At 35.7% G+C, this 23081-nt stretch carries 19 protein-coding genes and 1 pseudogene; 11 read left to right on the top strand and 9 right to left on the bottom strand.

The window, feature by feature from the left end:
- From AC1W31_RS09840 to AC1W31_RS09810, 7 genes and pseudogenes are all read left to right on the top strand, one after another.
- Positions 1–912, top strand: a pseudogene (locus AC1W31_RS09840) (RNA-binding protein); the annotation flags it as partial.
- Positions 913–1027: 115 nt separating this feature from the next.
- Positions 1028–2665 carry a hypothetical protein gene (locus AC1W31_RS09835; RefSeq protein ID WP_481734261.1) on the top strand — a complete coding sequence of 546 codons (1638 nt, stop codon included), beginning with the start codon at positions 1028–1030 and terminating at the stop codon, positions 2663–2665.
- A gap of 16 nt (positions 2666–2681) precedes the next feature.
- Positions 2682–3791, top strand: a complete 1110-nt coding sequence (locus AC1W31_RS09830) for a glycoside hydrolase family 26 protein (protein WP_481734260.1) — start codon at positions 2682–2684, stop codon at positions 3789–3791.
- A gap of 21 nt (positions 3792–3812) precedes the next feature.
- Positions 3813–5639 (top strand): sodium:solute symporter family protein, encoded by a 1827-nt coding sequence (locus AC1W31_RS09825; RefSeq protein ID WP_481734259.1) that lies wholly within the window; start codon positions 3813–3815, stop codon positions 5637–5639.
- A 56-nt stretch (positions 5640–5695) separates the two neighbouring features.
- Positions 5696–6898 carry a glycoside hydrolase family 130 protein gene (locus AC1W31_RS09820; RefSeq protein ID WP_481734258.1) on the top strand — a complete coding sequence of 401 codons (1203 nt, stop codon included), beginning with the start codon at positions 5696–5698 and terminating at the stop codon, positions 6896–6898.
- Positions 6899–6901: 3 nt separating this feature from the next.
- Entirely contained in the window at positions 6902–8098 is a 1197-nt protein-coding gene (locus AC1W31_RS09815; protein WP_481734257.1) for an AGE family epimerase/isomerase, read from the top strand.
- Between the two features lie 236 nt (positions 8099–8334).
- Positions 8335–9207, top strand: a complete 873-nt coding sequence (locus tag AC1W31_RS09810; protein WP_481734256.1) for an AraC family transcriptional regulator — start codon at positions 8335–8337, stop codon at positions 9205–9207.
- Positions 9208–9209: 2 nt separating this feature from the next.
- Here the strand turns inward: AC1W31_RS09810 and AC1W31_RS09805 are convergent, their stop codons facing one another.
- The 3 genes from AC1W31_RS09805 to AC1W31_RS09795 all read right to left on the bottom strand — a co-directional run bounded on the left by AC1W31_RS09805 (position 9210) and on the right by AC1W31_RS09795 (position 13868).
- Positions 9210–12278 (bottom strand): lantibiotic dehydratase, encoded by a 3069-nt coding sequence (locus AC1W31_RS09805; protein ID WP_481734255.1) that lies wholly within the window; start codon positions 12276–12278, stop codon positions 9210–9212.
- Between the two features lie 87 nt (positions 12279–12365).
- On the bottom strand, positions 12366–13121 hold the full coding sequence (locus AC1W31_RS09800) for a 3-keto-disaccharide hydrolase (protein WP_481734254.1): 756 nt from the start codon (positions 13119–13121) through the stop codon (positions 12366–12368).
- Between the two features lie 30 nt (positions 13122–13151).
- On the bottom strand, positions 13152–13868 hold the full coding sequence (locus tag AC1W31_RS09795; RefSeq protein ID WP_481734253.1) for an SDR family oxidoreductase: 717 nt from the start codon (positions 13866–13868) through the stop codon (positions 13152–13154).
- Between the two features lie 153 nt (positions 13869–14021).
- Here AC1W31_RS09795 and AC1W31_RS09790 point away from each other — a divergent pair, with 153 nt between their 5' ends.
- The 3 genes from AC1W31_RS09790 to AC1W31_RS09780 all read left to right on the top strand — a co-directional run bounded on the left by AC1W31_RS09790 (position 14022) and on the right by AC1W31_RS09780 (position 16326).
- Complete coding sequence (locus AC1W31_RS09790) at positions 14022–14870, top strand: alpha/beta fold hydrolase (RefSeq protein ID WP_481734252.1); 849 nt, start codon at positions 14022–14024, stop codon at positions 14868–14870.
- Between the two features lie 116 nt (positions 14871–14986).
- Positions 14987–15772, top strand: coding sequence for a phenylalanine 4-monooxygenase (locus tag AC1W31_RS09785; protein WP_481734251.1), 786 nt, complete (start codon positions 14987–14989; stop codon positions 15770–15772).
- 107 nt (positions 15773–15879) lie between these two features.
- Positions 15880–16326, top strand: a complete 447-nt coding sequence (locus AC1W31_RS09780; RefSeq protein WP_481734250.1) for a MarR family winged helix-turn-helix transcriptional regulator — start codon at positions 15880–15882, stop codon at positions 16324–16326.
- Positions 16327–16329: 3 nt separating this feature from the next.
- Here AC1W31_RS09780 and AC1W31_RS09775 read toward each other — a convergent pair whose 3' ends face one another.
- The 6 genes from AC1W31_RS09775 to AC1W31_RS09750 form a co-directional block, all read right to left on the bottom strand.
- Positions 16330–17676 carry a GntP family permease gene (locus tag AC1W31_RS09775; protein WP_481734249.1) on the bottom strand — a complete coding sequence of 449 codons (1347 nt, stop codon included), beginning with the start codon at positions 17674–17676 and terminating at the stop codon, positions 16330–16332.
- A 73-nt stretch (positions 17677–17749) separates the two neighbouring features.
- Entirely contained in the window at positions 17750–18811 is a 1062-nt protein-coding gene (locus tag AC1W31_RS09770) for an asparaginase (RefSeq protein ID WP_481734248.1), read from the bottom strand.
- Positions 18808–19566 carry a TatD family hydrolase gene (locus AC1W31_RS09765; RefSeq protein WP_481734247.1) on the bottom strand — a complete coding sequence of 253 codons (759 nt, stop codon included), beginning with the start codon at positions 19564–19566 and terminating at the stop codon, positions 18808–18810. The genes AC1W31_RS09770 and AC1W31_RS09765 overlap by 4 nt, the downstream gene beginning before the upstream one ends.
- Before the next feature lie 14 nt (positions 19567–19580).
- The gene (locus tag AC1W31_RS09760; RefSeq protein ID WP_481734246.1) at positions 19581–20582 is read right to left on the bottom strand and encodes a glycosyltransferase; all 1002 of its coding nucleotides are present in this window, start codon (positions 20580–20582) and stop codon (positions 19581–19583) included.
- A 65-nt stretch (positions 20583–20647) separates the two neighbouring features.
- Positions 20648–21286, bottom strand: coding sequence for a polysaccharide deacetylase family protein (locus tag AC1W31_RS09755; RefSeq protein WP_481734245.1), 639 nt, complete (start codon positions 21284–21286; stop codon positions 20648–20650).
- 5 nt (positions 21287–21291) lie between these two features.
- Entirely contained in the window at positions 21292–22317 is a 1026-nt protein-coding gene (locus tag AC1W31_RS09750; RefSeq protein WP_481734244.1) for a glycosyltransferase, read from the bottom strand.
- A gap of 190 nt (positions 22318–22507) precedes the next feature.
- Between AC1W31_RS09750 and ruvC the strand changes: the two genes are divergently transcribed.
- Positions 22508–23071 carry a crossover junction endodeoxyribonuclease RuvC gene (ruvC, locus tag AC1W31_RS09745; protein WP_481734243.1) on the top strand — a complete coding sequence of 188 codons (564 nt, stop codon included), beginning with the start codon at positions 22508–22510 and terminating at the stop codon, positions 23069–23071.
- The last annotated feature ends 10 nt before the right edge of the window (positions 23072–23081 follow it).

Here is a 23081-nt window from a genome sequence, read left to right as displayed (position 1 = left end):
GATTTTGACAATGATGGTGATATGGATTATATCGCAGGAAATTTGGGCATCAATACCATGAATAAAGTTTCGGATGAATTTCCTTTGACGGTTTATGGAAAGGATTTTAATAATGATGGATTATACGATGCGATTCCTACGGTATTTTTTCCAGATAAAGACAAAAAACGCCACGAAGTTCCTTTCCATACCCGTGATGATTTGATTAAACAAGTAACTGCTTTCAAAGAAAGGTTTGATAACTATAGCAAATTTGCCTCCGCAGATATTTACGGAGTTTTAGCAAAAAGTGATGTAGAAAACGCTTTAGTTCTAAAAGCTAACAACATGAATTCCAGCTATATAGAAAACTTGGGGGAAGGAAATTTTAAGATATCTGCTTTACCAATTCAAGCTCAAATCGCTCCAATTTTTGGGATGTTAATCGAAGATTTTGATGAGGATGGAAATTTAGATGTGTTAATGGTAGGCAATGATTTTGGCAATGAAGTTTCGGTGGGAAGATTAGACGCTTTTAATGGCTTACTACTTTCTGGAAATGGCGAAGGGGAGTTTATGGTTAATAATCTAATTCAAGCTGGATTCTTGGTTGGGGGCGATGCCAAAGGATTAATTAGAATTACAAATGCAAAGGGAAATCCTCTGATTATGGCAACCCAAAATAAAGGGAAATTAGCCAGTTTTGCTTGTTCAAAAACGCTTATGGCTAAACCACTAAAATCGAATGATGCCGTTGTATTTGAATATTTAAAAAATGGAAAAAATCGCAAAAGAGAAATCAATTATGGCACCTCATTTTACTCGCAATCTTCAAGAAGTATTTTAGCGTCAAAAAACACAAAATATTTAGAAGTAATTGATTATCAAGGTCATAAAAGAAAATTTAAAAATCAAACCTCAATACTATTCTAAAAACAATAAAATGTTTTCAACAAATTCAATATTCATAAACTCAATTTTATCTTTTTTCGTTGGAATAATTTTTAGCTCATGTTCCAAAAAAGAAGAAGATAAAATTGTCACAGTCGTGAAAGATACGACTACGGTCGTCATTGTGCCGGCGGTAGAACCTAAAATTGCCTCCACCGTGGGATTTTTCTTGGATGATTGGCAACCTAAAACGTTTACAACGCCAGTCTATACCGAAGAAACGGTGCCAGCCAATGCGACAAATACGATTACGGTTGATGCTTCAAATATTATCACAAAAATCCCGCTGAGCATTTTTGGGCATAATGCCGTTTGGTGGCAAGGGCCCGTGACAAATGAAACAAAATTTACTGAACCAGTCACCAATTTACATCCACACATTATTCGATTTCCGGGAGGTAGTAGTAGTGATGCCTATTTTTGGAATAAAGCAGAAGGGGTACTACCAGACGATGTTCCTGCAAAAATTACGAATAAAGATGGTGTGAAGAGTGATCCAGGATTTAGGCAAGGTATGTCTAATTTGAATTGGCAATCCAACGTGGACGATTATTACAGTATGCTCCAAAAAACGAAGAATAAAGGCATTATTACGGTAAATTATGGCTACGCAAGATACGGAACGGGGACAAATCCCGTAGCAAATGCGGCTCATCTCGCCGCTGATTGGGTTCGTTATGACAAAGGGAAAACGCAATATTGGGAAATTGGCAATGAAAATTTTGGCGATTGGGAATGGGGTTATCGGATTGATACGAAGTTAAATAAAGATAATCAACCTGAATATTTAACGGGTGAATTATATGCCAAACATTTTCAAGTTTTTGCCGATTCTATGCAAAAAGCCGCCAAAGAAATTGGGAAAACAATTCAAATTGGTGCCGTAGTTTTTGATTCTGCACCCCAATCTTGGCAAACGATCTGCAATCGTACATGGAATGAAACAATGATGAAAAATATCAATGGAAAAGCTGATTTTTACGTTGTTCATAATTATTTCACGCCTTACGATCAAAATTCAAATGCCTCGGTAGTCGTTTCGTCCGCTTACTCAGTTCCAACCGAAATGATGAAGTTTTTAACCCAAAATGTCAAAGATTTTGGGGCAGCAGAAAAACCCATCGCCTTGGATGAATGGAATATGTGGGCGAAAGATTCAAAGCAACAAGTATCAAATGTAAGCGGACTTTTTTCAGTCATTGTGCAAGGAGAAGCCATTAAAAATAAGTTCGGAATGGCGGCTCGTTGGGACTTAATCAATGGCTGGGAGAATGGAAATGATCATGGATTATTTAGTTCGGGAGAGCCTGGTGTGGATAAATGGACAATGCGACCCTCGTTTTATTATATGTATTATTTCCAAAAAACTTTGGGTGATAGAATGGTTTCTTCCACGGTAACGGGAAATCAAAATATAAAAGCGTATGGCTCAACTTATACCTCTGGACAAACGGGCGTAACCTTAGTAAATGGTTCGGCAACACCCCAAACGGTGGAAGTTGTGATGAAAAATATGAATGTGGGAAGTCGCTATTATTGGTACAGTATGGAAGGAGAAAATGACAATGGCGAGTTTTCAAGAAAGGTAAAAATCAATGGTTCTGGCACCAGTAATGTTGCGGGAGGACCCAGTGATTATACCACTATAAAAGCCAAATCTGCGGTAACATCGAATGGTATTCGGGTAACGATTCCGGCTTGGGGAGGTGTATTTGTTTTGATTGACAAAAAATAATTTAACCTAAAATTTTATGAAGAATAAACTTTCAAACCTACTTATCTTAATTTGTTTCATTCATATTTCAACGATAAAAGCACAATTAACTCCCATTGATAAATCGGCGACTTCGTCAACCAAAATTTTCTATCAAAACCTTCATAAACAAGCAGAAAAGGGCTTTATGATGGGTCATCAGGATGATTTAGCTTACGGAATTGGTTGGAAAAATATCGAGGGTGAATCTGATATTAAACGAGTTACGGGACAATATCCAGCCGTTTTTGGTTGGGAATTAGCCCATATTGAACTGGATAGTGCTAATAATTTGGATGGTGTTTCTTTTGAAAAAATGAAGCAAAACATCAAGAAAGTTCATGCGATGGGTGGCGTAAATACTATCACTTGGCATCTAAGAAATCCCGTCAATGGCAAATCTGCTTGGGATGTAGATACCGTGGTAAAACATATTTTGAAAGGCGGAAATAAACATGCGGTTTATCAATCTTGGATGGCTAAAGTAGCGGTATTTCTGAGTTCTTTGAAAGATGAAAAAGGCAATCAAATACCCGTGATTTTCAGACCTTTTCATGAACATAATGGTAGTTGGTTTTGGTGGGGAAAGAAATTCTGTACACCCGAAGAATATAAAAAACTCTACCAGCAAACGGTTCAATATTTAGGTTCAAAAGGGGTACACAACGTGATTTACGCTTATTCAACCGATAATTTTCCCGATGAAACGGATTATTTAGAAAGATATCCTGGTAATGATTTTGTGGATTTGATTGGTTTTGATACCTATCATCGCAATGCCCCTCAAAGTAATGATACGTTTGTAAAAAATCTTCAACGTATGCTTTCCACTGTTGAAAATTACGCTGAGAAAAACCATAAATTATTTGCCATTACCGAAACAGGTTTAGAAAAAGTGACTGAACCCAATTGGTGGACAAATATTCTTTTGAAAGGCATTGACAATCATAAAATTTCCTACGTTTTACTTTGGCGAAATGGCCGACCTGACCACTATTATGTACCTTATCCCAACCAACAAAGTGCCGAGGATTTCAAAGAATTCGTAAAAAATCCAAAGGTATTTTTAGGAGACAAAATCAAACTTGAAAACCTTTATAAAAAATAATAAATCCTTTAAACTTAACTTATGAAAATACAATTATTAGATTTAACGGTCATTATCGCTTATTTGATTTTGGTTTCTGCCATCGGAATTATTCTCAAAAAACAGGCTCAAAAGAGTAATAGAGACTATTTATTAGGAGGCAATTCCATTCCCTACTGGATGTTGGGTGTTTCAAATGCCTCTGGCATGTTCGACATTTCTGGCACCGCTTGGATGGTGGGAATTATGTTTGTGTATGGTGTTAAAAGTATTTGGTTGCCTTGGCTTTGGCCAGTTTTCAACCAGATTTTTATGATGGTTTATATGTCGATTTGGTTGCGAAAATCAAACGTTTCTACAGGAGCAGAATGGATGTTAACTCGTTTTGGCACGAATAAAGATGCCCAACTTTCGCATAAAATTATTATCGCTTTTGCCCTGCTTTGTTGCTTAGGGTTTATGGCGTATGGGTTTATCGGACTTGGTAAATTTATTGAGATTTTCATTCCTTGGAATCTGGTAAAACAGTACGTTCCTTTTGACGTTGCTCCGCAGTATGTTGCTCATTTATACGGCATTATTTTTACCATTTTTACCGTTTTTTATTCTTTATTGGGCGGTATGAAAAGCATCGTTTGGGCGGATTTAATTCACTACGTAATTATGGTATTTGTATCGGTTGCGGTGGCAATGATTGCCATGAAAGCCCTTGCAACCCATCAATTAATCGTTCCAGCAGGCTGGACGGATATTTTCTTTGGAAAGAATCTCAACTTAAATTGGTCGGGAATTGTGGAGGAAGCAAACACCAAAATTCAAAGTGATGGCTTCTCCCCTTTTGGATATTTCTTTGCTTTAATGACAGCAAAAGGTATTTTAGCAAGTTTAGCAGGGCCAGCACCCAACTACGATATGCAGAAAATTCTTTCGACAAAATCGCCCAGAGAAGCGGCTTTAATGAGTATGATCGTCAATGTTGTGCTGTTGCCTACTCGCTATTTATTAATTATTGGGGTGGCAGTTTTGGGATTATTGTTCTTTAAAGATTTGAATATTTCTACGGCCACTGGGGCAGATTTTGAAAGAATTTTACCAGCGGCTTTGAATAGTTTTATCCCTTCTGGCTTATTGGGATTGATTTTGGTTGGGCTTATGGGCGCTTTCATGGGAACGTTCGCAGGAACGTTCAATGCCGCCCAAGCCTACATGGTGAATGATATTTATTTGAAATCAATTAATCCCACTGCCAACAATAAACAAATCACCCGAATGAATTATTTGACGGGTTTATCGGTGGTATTTTTGAGTATCATGATTGGCTTTTTTGCCAAAGATGTCAACAGTATTTTGCAATGGATTGTATCAGCACTTTACGGTGGCTATATAGCCGCCAACGTGTTGAAATGGCATTGGTGGCGATTTAACAGCTACGGTTTTTTCTGGGGAATGTTCGCAGGAATTGCCTCAGCGATGATTTTACCTACTATTTTTCCGAATGCCTTACCACTTTACTATTTCCCATTGATTTTATTATTGTCGGCAATTGGGTCGGTGGTCGGCTCTTTAATGACTCCGCCAACGGATGCGGAGGTATTAAAAGCCTTTTACAAAAACATTCGTCCGTGGGGATTTTGGAAACCAATTGAGGAATTAGTTAAAAAAGACGACCCAACTTTTGAGCCAAACAAACAATTTAAATCAGATATGTTTAACGTGGTCGTAGGAACTATTGCCCAAACAGCGATTACTGCCTTGCCCGTTTTTGTGGTATTGATGATGCCTTTACACATTGGCGTATCTGCCTCAATATTAGCCATTTGTGCTTTCATTTTGTGGAAAACTTGGTATAAAAAATTACCTAATTACTAAAACTTTAAAAATTTTGTTAATCTTAAAACAAAAAAAAATGCGATTTAATGCTTAAAATGATGAATATTTATAAACAAAGGCTGCAAAAATTAGAAACTGAATATGAAAAATTAGTTTCTTTAACAAATGAAAAACTGAGTGTTGGGAATGGTATTTATGAACGGTATAAAAATCCAATTTTAACTGCCAATCATGCTCCATTGACTTGGAAATACGATTTTAATTCCGAAACGAACCCTTTTTTAATGGAGCGTTTTGGGATAAATGCTACTTTTAATGCTGGGGCAATTAAATGGAATGGGAAATATATTTTAGCCGTCAGAGTGGAAGGTTTGGATAGAAAATCATTTTTTGCAATTGCCGAAAGTCCCAATGGCATTGATAATTTTAAATTTTGGGAATATCCAATTCGTATGCCCGAAACCGAAAATCCAGATGGAAACGTTTATGATATGCGGTTGGTTGCGCACGAAGACGGATGGATTTATGGACTATTTTGCACCGAACGCAAAGCCCCAGATGCTAAAATAGGCGATGAATCTTCGGCGATTGCACAGGCTGGCATGGCACGTACAAAAGATTTAATTAATTGGGAACGTTTGCCAGACTTAAAAACGCCTTCTCCACAGCAACGAAATGTGGTCTTACATCCAGAATTTGTTGAAGGGAAATATGCCTTTTATACTCGCCCGCAAGATGGATTTATTGAAGCTGGAACGGGCGGAGGAATTGGATTTGGGTTTGCTGATTCCATGGAAAATGCAGTTGTTGAAAAGGAATTTATCGTGGATGAAAAGCATTATCATACTGTTTATGAAGTGAAAAATGGCCAAGGTCCCGCTCCTATCAAAACGAAACACGGATGGTTACATTTGGCCCACGGTGTAAGAAATACAGCGGCGGGTTTACGATACGTTTTATATCTTTTTCTCACTGATTTACAGGAACTTACGAAAGTAATTCACAAACCAGGGGGGTATTTTATTGCTCCAGAAGGCATTGAAAGAGTGGGTGATGTATCCAACGTTACATTCTCAAACGGCTGGATTTTAGATGATGATGGTAAGGTTTTTATTTATTATGCTTCTTCGGATACTCGTATGCACGTAGCCACTTCAACGCTCGACCAATTATTGGATTATGTCATGAATACCGCTCCCGATGGTTTCCGTTCTGCCTCTTCGGTCGAAACAATTTATGCCATTGTTGACAAAAATAAACACTACCAAGAATCGAAAGAAATGGTTTTAGCCAACTAATTTATGCAGGAAGTTTTAGAAAAATATCAATCAGAAGTTTCTCAGGAATTAGAAAATATACTTGAATATTGGCAAAAATATACATTAGATAATAAGTTTGGGGGATTTTATGGCAAAATAAATGAACAAAATGAAATAATTGCTTTTGCTGAAAAAGGCTCCGTTTTAAACGCCCGAATTCTTTGGACGTTTTCAGCGGCTTATGGAAATAATCCTAAAGCAGCATACCTCGAAACGGCAAACCGAGCGTATCAATATTTGCTAAATCACTTTAAAGACAATGAATTTGGCGGTATATATTGGTCGGTAGATTATCTTGGAAACCCTTTAAATACTCGAAAACAAATTTATGGACAAGCCTTTACGATTTATGGATTAAGCGAATATTTCAAAATTACACGCAATCAAGCAGCTCTCGATTGGGCAATTGAGTTATTTGAAATGATTGAAAAATACAGCTTTGATAAAGTTTATGGCGGTTATTTAGAAGCACTTTCTGAAGATTGGCAACCCATTGAAGATTTAAAATTAAGTCAAAAAGATGCGAATGAAAAAAAATCCATGAATACGCATTTACACATTATGGAAGCTTATGCCAATTTATTGACTGTCTGGAAAAATAAATTATTGACCGAACAATTAAAGGGAATTATCAAGGTATTTTTGGATAAAATTGTTGATTCAAAAACGGGGCATCAACATCTTTTTTTTGACAATGATTGGACGATAAAATCTGAGATTATTTCTTATGGACATGATATTGAGGCCGCTTGGTTAATTCACGAAGCCGCCGAAATTCTTGGGGATAAGGGCATTTTACAAGAAACTCAAAAATTAGCTCTAAAAATGACTGATTCAGTCAAAAGTGGTATTTCGGAAGATGGTGGTTTAGCCTACGAATCTGAAGGTGATGCGCACGATACCGATAAACATTGGTGGGTTCAGGCAGAGGCGATGGTGGGTTATTTTAATGCTTTTCAATTATCAAGAAATGAAAAATATTTAAAGCAGTCTATTAAAAGTTGGGGATTTATCAAACAATTTTTAATTACCCCAACGGGTGAATGGTTATGGGCAACGCAAGGTGAAAATAATTTACCAATGCCAAATCAAGATAAAGCTGGATTCTGGAAATGTCCTTATCATAATGCCAGAGCTTGTATCGAAATAAAAACAAGAATAAAAAATATGAATACCTAATGTACAGAGTCAGAATCAATTGATTTTGGCTTTTTTTACATAAAATATTTATTCCCTATAATTTTGAATGATACATCATTCAAAAATAGAACAAAAAACCTGTATTTTATCCTATAAATATAGGTATTCAAGTATTAATTGGGATTAATTGGTATTAATTTACAAATAAAGTACTTAAATTTATAATACTATACCGACTCCCAATTCATGAAATTTAACCAAAATTTTCAAACAAAATGACAAAGATTTATCGAGAAATTACGCCACTGACATCCAACGATTGTTTCACCGTTTTTTCAAGAACAAAAGATAAGTTTGATTTTCCGCTTCATTTTCACGATGAATTTGAACTTAATTTTATCGAAAATGCGGCTGGAGCAAAACGAATTGTAGGCGATAGTATTGAAATAATCTCAGATTTAGAATTAGTAATGGTTGGCTCAAATACACCGCATGGCTGGTTTACGCACGAGTGTAAAAGCGAAAAAATCAACGAAATCACCTTGCAATTCCACAAAGATTTATTTGATGAAAAGTTTTTAAATCGCAATCAAATGAGTTTCGTCCGTACTTTATTAGAACGTTCATCCAGAGGAATATCATTTTCAAAAGATGCCATTAACCTAATTAAACCTCGTTTGATGAGTCTTTCTCAAACCAATGGATTTGGTTCAATTATGGAATTAATGTCGATTCTGCACGATTTATCAGTTTCAAGAAGTATGAAAATGCTGACTACTTTATCTTTTGCCAACAACAATTCAACCTACGACAATCGCAGAATTGAAAAGACCTTTGAGTACATGAAGAATAATTATGAGAAAGAAATCTCGTTGGAAGACATCTCTAAAATTGTGAATATGAGTGTGGTAAGTTTCAGTAGATTTATCAAAAAAAGTACCGGAAAAACCTTTATTGACAGTTTTAATGACATTCGACTTGGTCATGCTTCGAGATTGTTAATTGATACTCGACTCTCCATTGCGGAGGTTTCTTATAAATGCGGCTACAACAATTTATCCTATTTTAACCGAATTTTCAAGAAAAAACATAGCCAAACACCAAAGGAATTTAGGGATAACTATTCAGGAACCAGAACTTTCATATAGTGCTATTTTACTTTATTTTTAGCCGTTTCAGCTTGATAATATCGGAATAAAAAATCGTACATCACCAACTCATGCGTCCGCTGATTGTCACCAATGGTTCGATTGACCGTCATGTGAATGGTATCTGAGAGATATTTCATCAATTCATTTTCAGATTTTAATGTTTTAATCTGCTTAATAAAATGCTTTGTATTCGCCGATTTTACATAAATAAACTCAAAAAGAGGGGCATATTCGTGGGTTTCATTGAGAGAATTGTCTAAAATTTGTTCAATAACCGACCGATTATTTCTAAATCGTTGGTCTAATTGCAATTTTAAATCTTTGTTAATATTAAATTCATTGGCAAAACTCGTTTTCATTTTATCCATCAAATTTTTCTTTTGCGAAAGTGACAATCCAAAATCAGTCAAGTAGGTATCAATCAATTTCAGACACCATTGCCATCTAATTATTTCACGTTCTTCACCCCAAGTCTGGTCAATCAAAGCAATGATTGCTTTACTATCTTCAAAAAATATTGACTCGGTCAATTCCATCACAGTTGAACCATACCGTTCAATTTCTCGCTGATAAGAATCAACTTGTATTTTCCACATAACCTCTTCATTTTCAAAAGCTTGAATAAAATTTTTAAGCCTCAAAAATATTTTTCCGATGGCATTTGTATCGGGTAAATGCACTCGAAATCTTACATGCTTTTCAGGGTCAGCGTATCGAATAAAGAACCATTTATCAATTAATTGTTCCTTAATCAATTGCTCAACGAGCGGTTTAAGTGCTTGGGTTAAAACAATATCAGCGACTTTAGGACCTAAATAAAATTTAAAATATAACCATTCTGAACCGACCGAAAAATTGCGCTGAATTTCTGAATTTTCATTGTGCAAAGAATCGTTAAGTCCTTGATAAACCGCATTTTCGTTGATAAAAGAAGCAATGAATTGGTTGGTAAATCCTTGTCCCAATTTATTTTTGACGATGCTATTTTCTTCCTCAAAGAAAAACTCTTTAATTTCAATTTTCTCCCGATTTTTTATTGAATCTATCCAAATTTGAATACTCAAAAGATTTTCAATATTGACCAATAATTCGTTGTCATAATCCACTAAAACAAACCGTTTTGGCAAACTCCATTGAAGCTTAAATTTTTGTATTTTATCCAACAAATCTACTGATTTAGTAGATAATAATTCGACAAAATCCTCCTTTTTAAAGTGCCACGTAGCTAAGGAAAGAATCACATTTTTGTAAATTAATCTCGGAGAAAAAACCGTTTGAGGTGCAATATTGGACCAGCCTAAATCGAAATTAGAATGTAAATTTTGGGTTTGTAAATCACACAAAAAATTATACAATGGTAAAGAATTCTGAGAAAAATTATGGGCATTACTCAGTCTTGGAATCACTTCTTTGTTCAATCTTTTTGAACGTAAAATAACTTTATCCATTTGCAAATCAACCGAAACGTACAAATCTTCCAAAGGAATTTGGTTTTCAATTGGTAAGGAGGATTTGGCTAAATAAGGTATTTCATATTCACGGAAAGGTGGATGCAACAAAATATTGCCAAGTCGATTTTCGGGTAAATGCACAATTTCTGCAAAAATAATGTCAGGATTATTCGCTTGTTCTTGCTTGGTGATAGTTTGTATTATTTCAAAAATCTGCTCATCAGTATGCGCAAAACGTCCCAACAGATTTGCGCCACTTGAACCACTAATTGCTTCTAAATAAATGGGATAATTTTCATCACCCGTGTGCCGAAACATGATGGAACTTGAAGGAGCAGTTTGAGCGTTATTTACGGCAAATTTCTGTAAATCCTCCATTTTTAATTCAACTTGATAGGCATCCGTCTTGTAGGCTTTTAGCCATTGATTAAACAAGAATTGTTGAAAAATATTTTGTGAGAAATTAAGTACTTTATTTTCTATTTCTGGTAGATTTAAACCATCAGTAATGGGTGTATTTTTACTCTTTCCTAAATTTCCATAACCAATTCCTACTTCTGTATCAAGCGCCAACAAAATCGGCAATTCTCTTGTCTCATAACGTTCAAAATAATTGGTTTTAAACTCTTTAAGTTTCTGATTTACAGGATTTAAAGTTATTTTATTAAATAAATCATGTATCTCTTTAAAAACTTTTTGATAATCAGTATTAAGGGTATTTTTATTAAACTTTTTAACTAAATCTGTTTGAAATAATTTACCTTCCTCAAAAGGAATCTCAAAGGCTTTTATCGTTTCGATTACTGCTTGATAAACCGAAATTTTATGAAAAGATGTTGTGTCAATAATCGCTAAATGGTGCTCAATTTTAGTTAATAATTCTAAAATATGGCTATGATTTGAAAGCGTATTTTTTATTTGAGTCGTGAATTCTTCTCCAGTGATGGCCGGTTCCAATTCACTCACTAACAGTTGCGAGTCAATCAATTGTTCTACAAATTCGATGGCATCTTCTTCCGAAATATCATCATCAATCAGTTTAGGAATAATTTCTAAAATGGTATTTCCAAACTTGCACAAATCTAAGACTAACTGAATGTATTCAGACCAATTAATGGCACTTATTTGGTGTTTTCTTTGACCTTCAACGTAACTATATTCAATATATCGAATCTCCTCTCCTACCCGATAAATACTTGAATTTGGCAGAAATCTTAACGAAAATTTAATTTCAGGAATATCGGCTAACTTTTGTGCCAATGCGCCCGCAAAGTGCATATCTAACCGAGTTTTTCTACTGGTTTCATCTGCGAGTTCGATGGATGTTTTATCACCCCATTCAACTACCCCACAACCCGCAAAAAGCCCGAATGGCGTGCATCTACTGCACATTCGGGTGTAATATTTTCCAATTGAAATGGGGATTTTTTGTAATTTTTTGGGGTCCGAAACCTTTCCATCTTTCCAGTTTATGGCTTCTTGAAAAAGCACGGGGGAGGCTAAATATAGGGCTTCGGCGAAGGTAGAATTATCGAGAAATTGCTTTAAAAAATCTTCCGAAATAGTATCAATAAAAGGAAGAGAAGGTGTTCTGACGATGAATTGGTTGTGGAACATGGTTTATTCTGAGTTTTTGTTCTGAGAATTAAACATAAAAAATTCTTGGTTCTTCTTGCAATCATTCAGAACCAAGAATTTTACGTTTTAGAAGTCGGTATTGGCTGTTTTCAAGTCTTTTTTTGTAATCCAAATGTTTCTGTACAAAACATCGTGTCCTTCAGCTTGCAATTTTAAGCCTTCTGGAGTATCCGAAATACCTTTTCCATTATCATTTCCTCCATCAACACCCGAAAATTTTCCACCCCAAACTTGACTAATCATCTGATTTTTATGCACTTTTTTACCATTCAAATAAATGGTAACCATTGCTTTTTCAGTCAATTTACCATCTTTAAACCTTGCCGCTCTAAAATTCATATCGTACGCATTCCATTTTCCAACCCCTTTGTAGGCATAATATGGCGATGATGTTTCGTTGATAACTGCTCCAAGCCCGTGTGAAGTTGTATCACCGTCACAAATCTGAATTTCGTAGCGATTTTGTAAGTAAACGCCACTATTTCCGCCAGTTTTTGAAACATAAAATTCAAGATGAAGTCTAAAATCCTTGAATTTTTCTTTGGTTACAATATCTGCCGCTCCGTAAAGCCCACCTGCCGCTGCGGGGTCGTTGGTATTTACCACCGTTCCTGCATTTACAGGGTCATTTACGATAAACCACTTAATGGGTAATGTAGCCTTTAATCTTGGCCCTTCCCAATAAGTCCATTTTTCGTCAAGCATTTTCCTTGAACCATCAAAATAAATGGCTGATTTGTTTGGAGATTTTGCACCAACGCCTACTTGTGCATGAACATTAAGCAGTAGGGCGAAAAATATAAGCGTTAATAAAATTTTCATGAGATTTCGAGTTTGTGTGTTTATTTAATTTTAATATTCTTGGCTAATCGGATGTATCATTAATTCATCAATTACCACGTGTTTGGGCGCCTCCAAAATGTATGTAATTACATCAGCCATATTTTGTGAGGTCAAATATTCAGCTTGATGAGGATCACCTGCTTCTTTATTATGAAAAAAAGTATCGACTAATCCAGAATACACAACCGATACTTTAATGGCATCTCTTCTAACCTCTTTTCTGAGTGCCATTGAGAAAGCATCCTGGGCATATTTTGAAGAACAATACAATGAACCTCCATCAAAAACTCGCTTGGCAACATCTGAAGCCACATTTATAATGTGTCCTCCGCCAGCATTTTTCATGTGAGGAACGCATTCTCGGCAAAATAAAAATGTTCCTTTTACATTCGTTTCATAAATAGCATCCCACTCTTCGGTTGAAATTTCAGATACTTGCTTGAAAATCCCGAAGCCAGCATTATTGACAAGTCCATCAATTTTTCCAAATGCTTCCACCGTTGAAGCAATCGTTGATTTTACGAATTCTTCATCGGAAACCGAGCCAATAAATATCTCTGCTTTTGTTCCAATAATTTCAATTTCGGCTTTCAAGATCATAAGTTCAATTTCACTTCGAGCGATTAAACTCAAATTTGCACCCTTTTCTGCCAATGATAAAGCTAATGCTCTACCGATTCCTTTACTTGCTCCCGTAATTAATATTGTCTTGTTTTTGATTGACACTTTTTTGATTGTTTAGAAATGGAATTTATTCACCAAATTAACCATAAAATTGATTCAATTCCTACAAACGGAATCGATTCATAAACCGAAATTCTTCTTATTAGAAATAGTTTTAGTATAACTTCGTAATTAAAAAATACAAATCAAATCATCATGCAAACAATCAATTTTGAAATTTATCCTAATTTCTTCATCGTAGCCGATACTTGTGGCAATCCAGCAGATAAACCTGTACTCCTGCTCCACGGGGGCGGACAAACTCGTCATTCTTGGGGTGATTCTTCCAAAATTATTGCCCAAAATGGTTATTATGCTATTGCCTTAGATGCCCGTGGACATGGCGATAGCAGTTGGTCGGAGTCAGGAAGTTATAATATTGAGGATTTAGGAAATGATTTAAAGGAAGTCATCAGATTAATTGGCAAAAAACCTGCCATTGTCGGGGCTTCAATGGGTGGATTAACCTGTCTAATTGCCGAGGGAGAATCCGAAAAGTCCATTTCGTCAGCCATTATTTTAGTGGATATTGCCCCCAAAGCCGAACAAAAAGGCATCGAAAGAATCTTTGCATTTATGTCTTCCAATAAACACGGATTCGCTTCCATTGAAGAAGCCGCCGAATCAGTTTCTGCCTATTTACCCAACCGAACAAAACCCAAAGATCATTCAAGATTAGAGAAAAATTTGCGTCTGCGAGCGGATGGGAGGTATTATTGGCATTGGGACATGAAAATGCTGGAACTTTGGAAAAGCATTACGCCAGACCAACAAATCAAGAATGAAGCACGAATGTATCAAGCCGCTAAGAACCTAATAGTACCAACGATGATTGTGCGTGGAGGTATATCGGATGTGGTTTCCGAAAAAGTGATGGCGGAATTTTTGGATGAAGTTCCTCACGTGCGTAGCGTGAATGTATCGGATGCGGGACACATGGTGGCAGGTGATTCAAATCATGCTTTTACCAATGCGGTGTTGGAATTTTTGAAAGAGGTTTATTGACGTTTTCGTCACTCTTTTAAAAACGCTGAGCAGCTCTTGACCAATTAATCTTTAATTTAGCTTGTAAATAATTGTTATACTAATTATATTTACTTACAAATATTTAAACTAAGAAAATGACACAAGAATATTCAGCTTACACACCCGAAGATTTTGAGGTTTGGCAGATACTTTTCAATCGCCAAATTGAGCAACTCAAACCAATTGCCAGTATCGCCTATCTGGAAGGAATTGAAAAAGTAAATTTCTCTGCCGACAAAATTCCTAATTATCTGGAAACCAATATTTTATTAAATGAATTAACGGGTTGGCAAATTCACGTGGTACCAGGGTTAATTGAAAATCGTCCATTTTTTGAATTGATGAAAAACAAACGATTTTGTGCCTCCACGTGGTTACGTAGGCGTGAACAATTAGATTATTTAGAAGAACCTGATATGTTTCATGATATTTTTGGTCATGTCCCATTATTATCAAATCAATCGGTTTGTCATTTTTTGGAAGAATTAGCTCGAATTGCCTTACGATTTGTGGAAAATAAAGAAGCCATTGAGTACATCGCAAGACTATACTGGTACACGATAGAATTTGGTTTAATCCGAGAAAATGGACAGTTGAAGATTTATGGAGCGGGCATATTATCGTCTTCGGGAGAAAGCTTATATAGTTTAGAATCAACTCATCCTCAAAGACTTAACTACAATACACGTCAAATATTTGATACGCCATTCATCAAAGACCACTATCAAGAACAGTATTTTGTGATAGATTCGTACCAACAATTATTTAACGCAATTCCTGAAATTGAAAAAGAATTGGAATTTAGAATGAATATGAATCCTACTCGGAAAATATTTATTCAAAGCGACTTGGAAATTAAAAATCAATTAGCGAATATTTGATTTTTGGGGTTAAGCTACGATTCTAAGTTAATATTTTGTTAATTTGGTAAACAATTGTTGCTAAAACAATTGTTTACCAAATTAAATTTAAGCTATTATCAGACAAAATGACATCTAATCCCGCAGAAAACCGTGCTTACTTTTTTAAGATTGACACAACAATTAAAAAAATAAGACAACAAATACAAAAGAAATTTGATGATTTAAAGGTGGATTTAACCGTTGATCAATGGGTACTTTTAGACCATATTTGCCGATTTGAAAGCAACGGAATCAGTCAGAATGAATTGGCAGAAATGACCGTAAAAGATGCGCCAACCGTTACCAGAATTATTGATTTATTAGTAAAAAAAGGCTTGTCAGAACGCACAATGGCAGAAAATGACCGTCGTAAATTTATCATTACCTTAACGGATGCGGGAAGAGCTAAATTCGATGAAGCCTACCCCATTGTGGCAGAAGTGCGTAGAAAAGGTTGGGGTGATTTGAATGATGAAGACTACAAAATATTTGTACGGATTTTGGATTCGATTTACACAAATATTACGGTTTGAAATTTATCCGTGAATCAAATGCACTAAACACACCATCAAAAAAGTAATCATTCCCATTAAAACGGTCATTAGGGTATAAGATTTTAGGGCTAAGTCGGTGCTTAGATTCCCAAATCTTGACACCACCCAAAAGTAGGCATCATTGGCGTGAGACACCATCATTGACCCCGCTCCCATCGCCATTAGCGTGATTTGTCTTCCCCATTCAGAATCCAATCCTAAAGAGGGTAAAAGTGGAAAAATAATGGATGCTGACGAGATAATGGCAACGGTAGAAGAACCTTGCGCTGTTTTGAAAATCACCGTCAAAATGAAGGGAATCAATAATCCAACGTGATATTGGGTAATGGTAGCCCCAAAAACTTTCCCTAAATCCAACATTTTTATTATTTCCCCGAATGCTCCTCCGATGGCAATAATTGCCAAAATTGGTCCTGCTTTTTCAATGGCAGTTTCCAATAAATGATTCAATTTGGCTTTCTCAAATTTTTCAAAAAGGGTTATTGAAATCAAAATTCCAATAAATAACGCAACAATCGGTTCCCCCACAAATTTTATCAGACTCAACATTGCTTCCGAAAAAATGGTTGGATTTAAAAGGATGATTGATTTTAATGAAATTAAAGCAATAGGTACGATAATTGGCAAAAATGAATGCAATGGTTTGGGTAAATTCAAGGTTGATAAATTTATTGTATCTTCTTGTAAATTAACCGTTTCTGAATATAGATGCTGATATTTTTTACCCGCATATTTGCCCCAAAAATAAACAATTAACGTTCCTGGAATGGCCAAAAATATGCCCAATAACATCGTTTGTCCCAACTCAACATTCATTAAACCCGCAGCGGCTGTGATACCGGGATGAGGTGGAACCAAGCAATGAACCGAGTATAATGAACCCGCCAAACAAACCGTAAAAAATACCTGCGAATCTTTAACTTTTTTACCTAAAGAATAGAGCAAACCGCTCAAAACAATAAATCCTGAATCACAAAAAATGGGCAGCCCGATGATAAAACCAATCAATGTGATGGCAACGCCTGCATATCTTTCCCCCGTTTTTTCAAGAATATAATTGGCAATGCTGATGGTGGCATTGGTTTTATCCAAAATTACGCCCAAAGTTGTTCCTAAAATAATCAATAATCCGATTTTTTCAAGGGTGTGTCCGAAACCTGCTTTGAGATTTTTAATGACCTCTTCACCAGAAAATTGAGCCGTCAACCCCACTAAAATAGCCACCATAAACAATACGTAAAATGTATTGAACTTGAATTTTGAACTCAAAATAATGATCAATAAAATACTGATAACTAAAAGAATAGCGACAAATAGTGGTGATAACATAAGTTGGATTTTAATATGATGAACGCAGTCTGGGTTTTGAACCAGACTGCGTTAGAAATTAATGTAAGGCAATTTATGACATTTCGCCAGCAATTGAATGTCTCAAAGTCTTTTTAACAAGCTGAATATCATTACTTTGACCCAAGGCAAACATCAATTTCGTAATGGCCGCCTCCGTTGTCATATCTGCCCCACTGACTACACCAATTTCTTGTAAATATTGACTTGTTTGGTATCTCCCTTGTGCTACTCGACCACCATTGCACTGCGAAACATTAAAAATCACGATTCCCTTTTCGATAAATTCTTTCATTAATTTCAAAAACCAATCAACTGTTGGGGCATTTCCGGAGCCGAAAGTTTCTAACACCACGCCTCTTAATCCTTTGATTTCTAAAATATTCCGAACAACTTTCTCGGTAATTCCGGGAAATAACTTCAGAATCACCACATTTTCATCCAAGGATTCGTGGACTTTCAACATTGCATCCGAATCATAATGTTTGAGGTAGGGTTTATTGTATTCAATTTTGATTCCTGCTTGGGCTAAAACGGGATAATTTTCGGATTCAAAAGCATTAAATTGCACGCTCTCGTTCTTGATAGCCCGATTTCCACGTAATAAAACCGAATTGAAATAAATACAAACTTCCGAAATAATTGGACGATTATTGGTTTGGGCAGAAGCAATTTCAAGTGCCGTGATAAAATTTTCCTTCGCATCGGTTCGGGCAACGCCGATGGGCAATTGAGCCCCCGTGAGAATGACGGGCTTATTGAGATTTTCCAATAAATAACTTAATGCTGAAGCCGTGTAAGCCATCGTGTCGGTGCCGTGAAGAATTACGAAAGAATCATATTTGGCGTAATTTTCTTCAATCATTTTTGCTAACATAACCCAAGTTTCAGGATTCATGTTAGAAGAATCCAGTAATTCGTCAAAAGTAAGAACCGAAATCTCGAAATCTAAACGTGCCATTTCGGGCAAATTATCGGGAATTTGGGCAAAATCAAAAGGTACTAAACTATCCGTTTTAGCATCATAAACCATTCCTAATGTGCCTCCTGTATAGATTACAAGTACTTTTACATCATTTTTGCCGTCGGCTTTTGTTTTTATTTTAATGGTTTTCATTTAATTAATTTTTGAGCATTCAAACTCGTTTGTTCAATCACTTCCTCTACGCTAACCTGCATCATATCCGCCACCTTCTGCGCAATCATTTGCAAGTAAACGGGTTCATTTCGTTTACCTCGGTATGGAACTGGTGCGAGATAAGGGGCATCGGTTTCGAGAACAATGTGCTTCAAATCAATGTGCGGTAAAATTTTGTCTAAACCGCCATTTTTGAACGTTGCCACGCCCCCAATGCCTAATAAAAAATTTAATTCAATCGCTTTTTGAGCCTCCTCCATAGTGCCAGAAAAGCAATGAAAAATCCCTTTTAAGTTTGGGTCAGCATTTTTTTCAATCAAAGCAACGGTTTCCCAAAACGCATTCCGAGAGTGAATATCAATCCAGAGATTATGCTTTTTTGCTAAGGAACATTGGGTTAAAAAAGCCTGTTCTTGCTGTTGAATGAAGGTTTTATCCCAAAATAAATCCATGCCAATTTCACCAATCGCAATGAATGTTTCTTTATTTAACCAGTCCTCAACAATGTATAATTCTTTCTCGAAATCTTCTTTTACATAACACGGATGTAAGCCCATCATCGGGCGACACTGCTTTGGGTATTTTGTTACCAAATCCATCATGCCTTCAATGGTTTCTGAAGCGCAATTAGGCATCCATATTTCTGAAATTCCTGCCTCAAAGGCTCTATTTAGCATTTCTTCACGGTCGTCGGCAAAGACTTCATCGTAGATATGTGCGTGGGTTTCTATCATTACTAAAATTTTAATTATTCATAAATTCGACCTTTCCAATCCACTTTCACTGGAGAATAGTAGAAGAAAATCATGGTCATTTGCCACCAATTGGCATAAAATTCGTATAAAAGCAAGTATCTGAGTAAGTGAAATTCTTTTAATTTTATGATGGTTGGCAAAACTGTTATAGTTTGATTTGCCCATTTTAAAACCCATAAAATTCCTGCCATTTTCCAAGAAAAAAAGATTCCAATTAGCAATAAAATTGGGAGAAAAAGGGCTTGAAAAAATAATAAGAATACTACCCACCATGGACATTGTAAAGCTCCAACCATCCAACGTTTGCGTTGATGCAAAAATTCTTTGAGCGTTGACATTGGTAAAGTCTGATTGAAAACTTCCTGATTTATCGTATTTTTAAAGCCAAAATCTTTATTAACCACTTCGTGGAATAATTCAAAATCTTCGGTAATTGAAAATGGAATTTTTGCGTATCCTCCCGTAGCTTCGTAAGCCTTCCGTGTTACTGCTGAATTATTACCCAAACCCGTCAGAGGAATCTTCAATTCTGCGGCAATTTTCAATAATGTCAACGCATGAAGCCAATCAATGGATTGAAAATGATGCCAAATTGAATCTCCTTTAATAGACGTAATTCCCACTTGATGACCAATATTTAGATCTTCTTCAAAATTAGCAATCATTCCTTTTACCCAATCAGGATTCACGGTAACATCTGCATCACAAATCAAGAAATATTCACCCCAAGAATGTTCATAAAGATTGGCTAAAACATTCGCTTTACCTCTTTGCTCATTAATAACTTTCTGGATATCAATCAATTGAAAGTGAGGTTTATCAATTATAAAATCTTTTACTAATAATTCAGTGTTATCCGTTGACTGGTCATTTCCAATCAGAATTTGCAAAGATTCAATCGGATAATTTAATTTTTCTATGGAACGAAGACAGTTTATAATATTGTCTTCTTCATTTCGAGCGGCAATCCAGATAGTAATTCTTGGGTAATTCATAATTTATATGATAGGCATACACCCTGTTTAAAAAGCGAAAAATGAGTTGTAATCCCGAATGCACATTAAAGTGCTTTAAACGTAAATCCTCGCTCCGAAAAGTGTTTTAAAACTCTCGGCAAAGCATGCATCATATTCTTACTGGCTTTTGTACTATCATGGAAAAGTACAATGGAACCCTGTTCGGTATGTTGCAATGTTTTCGATAAAACTCGCTCTTTGGACAGGCTTTGATCATAGTCACCCGTGAGAACATCCCACATCACAATTTCGTGCGATTTCAAAATTTCCTTTGCTTGGCTTCTTTTAATTCTGCCAAAAGGAGGACGGAATAGATTTGGGATTTGGGATTTAGGATTTGGGATTTGTTTAAAAATCTCATCCTCACACTTTCTAAAATTATCTAAATAAATTCCATCTTCTGTGTCCCAGCCTTTCAAGTGATTAAAAGTATGATTTCCGATGGTATGTTGTTGATTTACAATTTTTTGAAAAATATTTGGATATTTTTCGATATTTGCACCAATACAAAAAAAGGTAGCTTTGGCTTGATATTTATTTAATTCGTCTAAAACAAATTCGGTTATTTCGGGAATTGGGCCATCATCAAAAGTTAGAAATATTTCTTTTTCTTTCGTGGGGACTCTCCATATAAAATCTGGATACAAAGCCCGCATTAAAAAATTTGTTTTGTGAATAAACATATATTTTATGATAGTTTTCGTCCTTTCCAATGATAGCCTTTTCCTTGGGCAATAAAGCCAAAAAAAACGACATAAAAAGGATAAATAAATTGAATGGCTGGAATAAATTTTATTTTATTTTTATAGCCTAAATAACTGATTATCAAGGACAAATAAACAAACTCAGCAACTAATTTTAACAATAAATTAAATATATTTCCCGTAAAAAGACTCCATAAAAAAATTAAATTCACGGTAAAAATAAAGATTGCCAAAGTCGATATTTTCCAATCTTCGTAATGTTTCCACTTGCTCGCCCAGCGCTTTCTTTGCTGATAAAATTGAGTCATATTTAGGGATGAATTGGTATAAACGATGGAATCTTTATCCATGTTGAAAACCACTTTTGTCGGATAAAATTTAGCAATTTTGTGCATTAAAAACTCATCATCTCCCGAAGCTAAATGTTCATTTCCCGCAAATCCACCTACTTTTTCAAATATTTCACGGGTGTAAGCAATGTTTGCTCCATTGCACATATTTGGTTTTTTCAAAAACATGGCGCAGGCTCCAGAGCCAATTAAACTGGCAAATTCTATGATTTGAATCGAATTCCAAAACGATTTTTCATCGGTGAAAGTAACGGGAGAACTGATAAATTTTGCATCCGTTTCTTTAAATTTTAGTTCGATGGAAGCTAACCAATTCTCTGAAACGCTACAATCGCCATCGGTTGTAATTATTAATTCGCCAGCGGCAATTTCAATGCTTTTCTGAATGGCTCTTTTTTTCGGAGAATTGCCTTTTTCGTTCAAAATATTCAGCAATTTCAATTCGTATTTTGCAATTTCTTGAAAATTCAACACGATATTTTCCGTATTATCCGTCGAACCATCATTGGCAATAATAACTTCAAAATTACTAAATGGATAGTGCTGCTTATTTAAGTCGTTCAGAAGTTTAAGGATGTTAGCTGACTCATTTCTAACGGGTACAATTACGGTCAATTTTGTATCTTTTTGGCTAATAGTGGTGGCTTTTAAATGCTTCATTTTTTGCCAAGTAAATATTAATACGAGGTTAAATATTGAATACAATATGTTGATGATCAGGATGATATACATTTATAAAGATTTCAAATTGTTTTATCCCGCAAATATTCATAAAGGTCTAAGTGACGATTAAAAATAGTTTTTCAGAAAAATACTTGTTTTAGCATTTGTTTCGTCCTTATCTTGCGTTATGTCAGAAAAAAAGGAAAAAATAATCTTAGGAGTTGACCCAGGAACTCGATTTATGGGCTACGGTGTGATTTTAACACAGGGCGATAGCATGAAAGTTTTGCAATATGGCGTCATCAATTTGAGCAAATATACAACGCAAGGCATCAAATTAAAGAAAATATTTGATAGAATTATTGGAATTATCGAAGAATTCTCACCCGATGAAATGGCCATTGAAGCTCCTTTTTTTGGGGTAAACGTGCAGTCGATGTTGAAATTGGGAAGAGCTCAAGGGGTTGTGATGGCTGCCGCCTTATCAAGGGAAATTCCTATTGTTGAATACTCTCCCAAAACCGTAAAACAGTCGGTTACTGGCAATGGAAATGCTTCAAAAGAACAAGTTGCCCACATGCTTGACCAATTATTGAAGATGAAATTAGATGCCAAAATGTTTGATGCCACCGATGCTTTGGGCATTGCCGTTTGTCATCATTTTCACGGTACGAGTGTTATGGCAACCATGAAAGGCACAAAAAAAGGTTGGGGCGCTTTTGTGAATGAAAACCCTGAGAGGATAAAATGAATAGATAATT

Source organism: Arcicella sp., from assembly GCF_964672035.1.
This window is presented reverse-complemented; position numbering and strand designations above follow the sequence as displayed.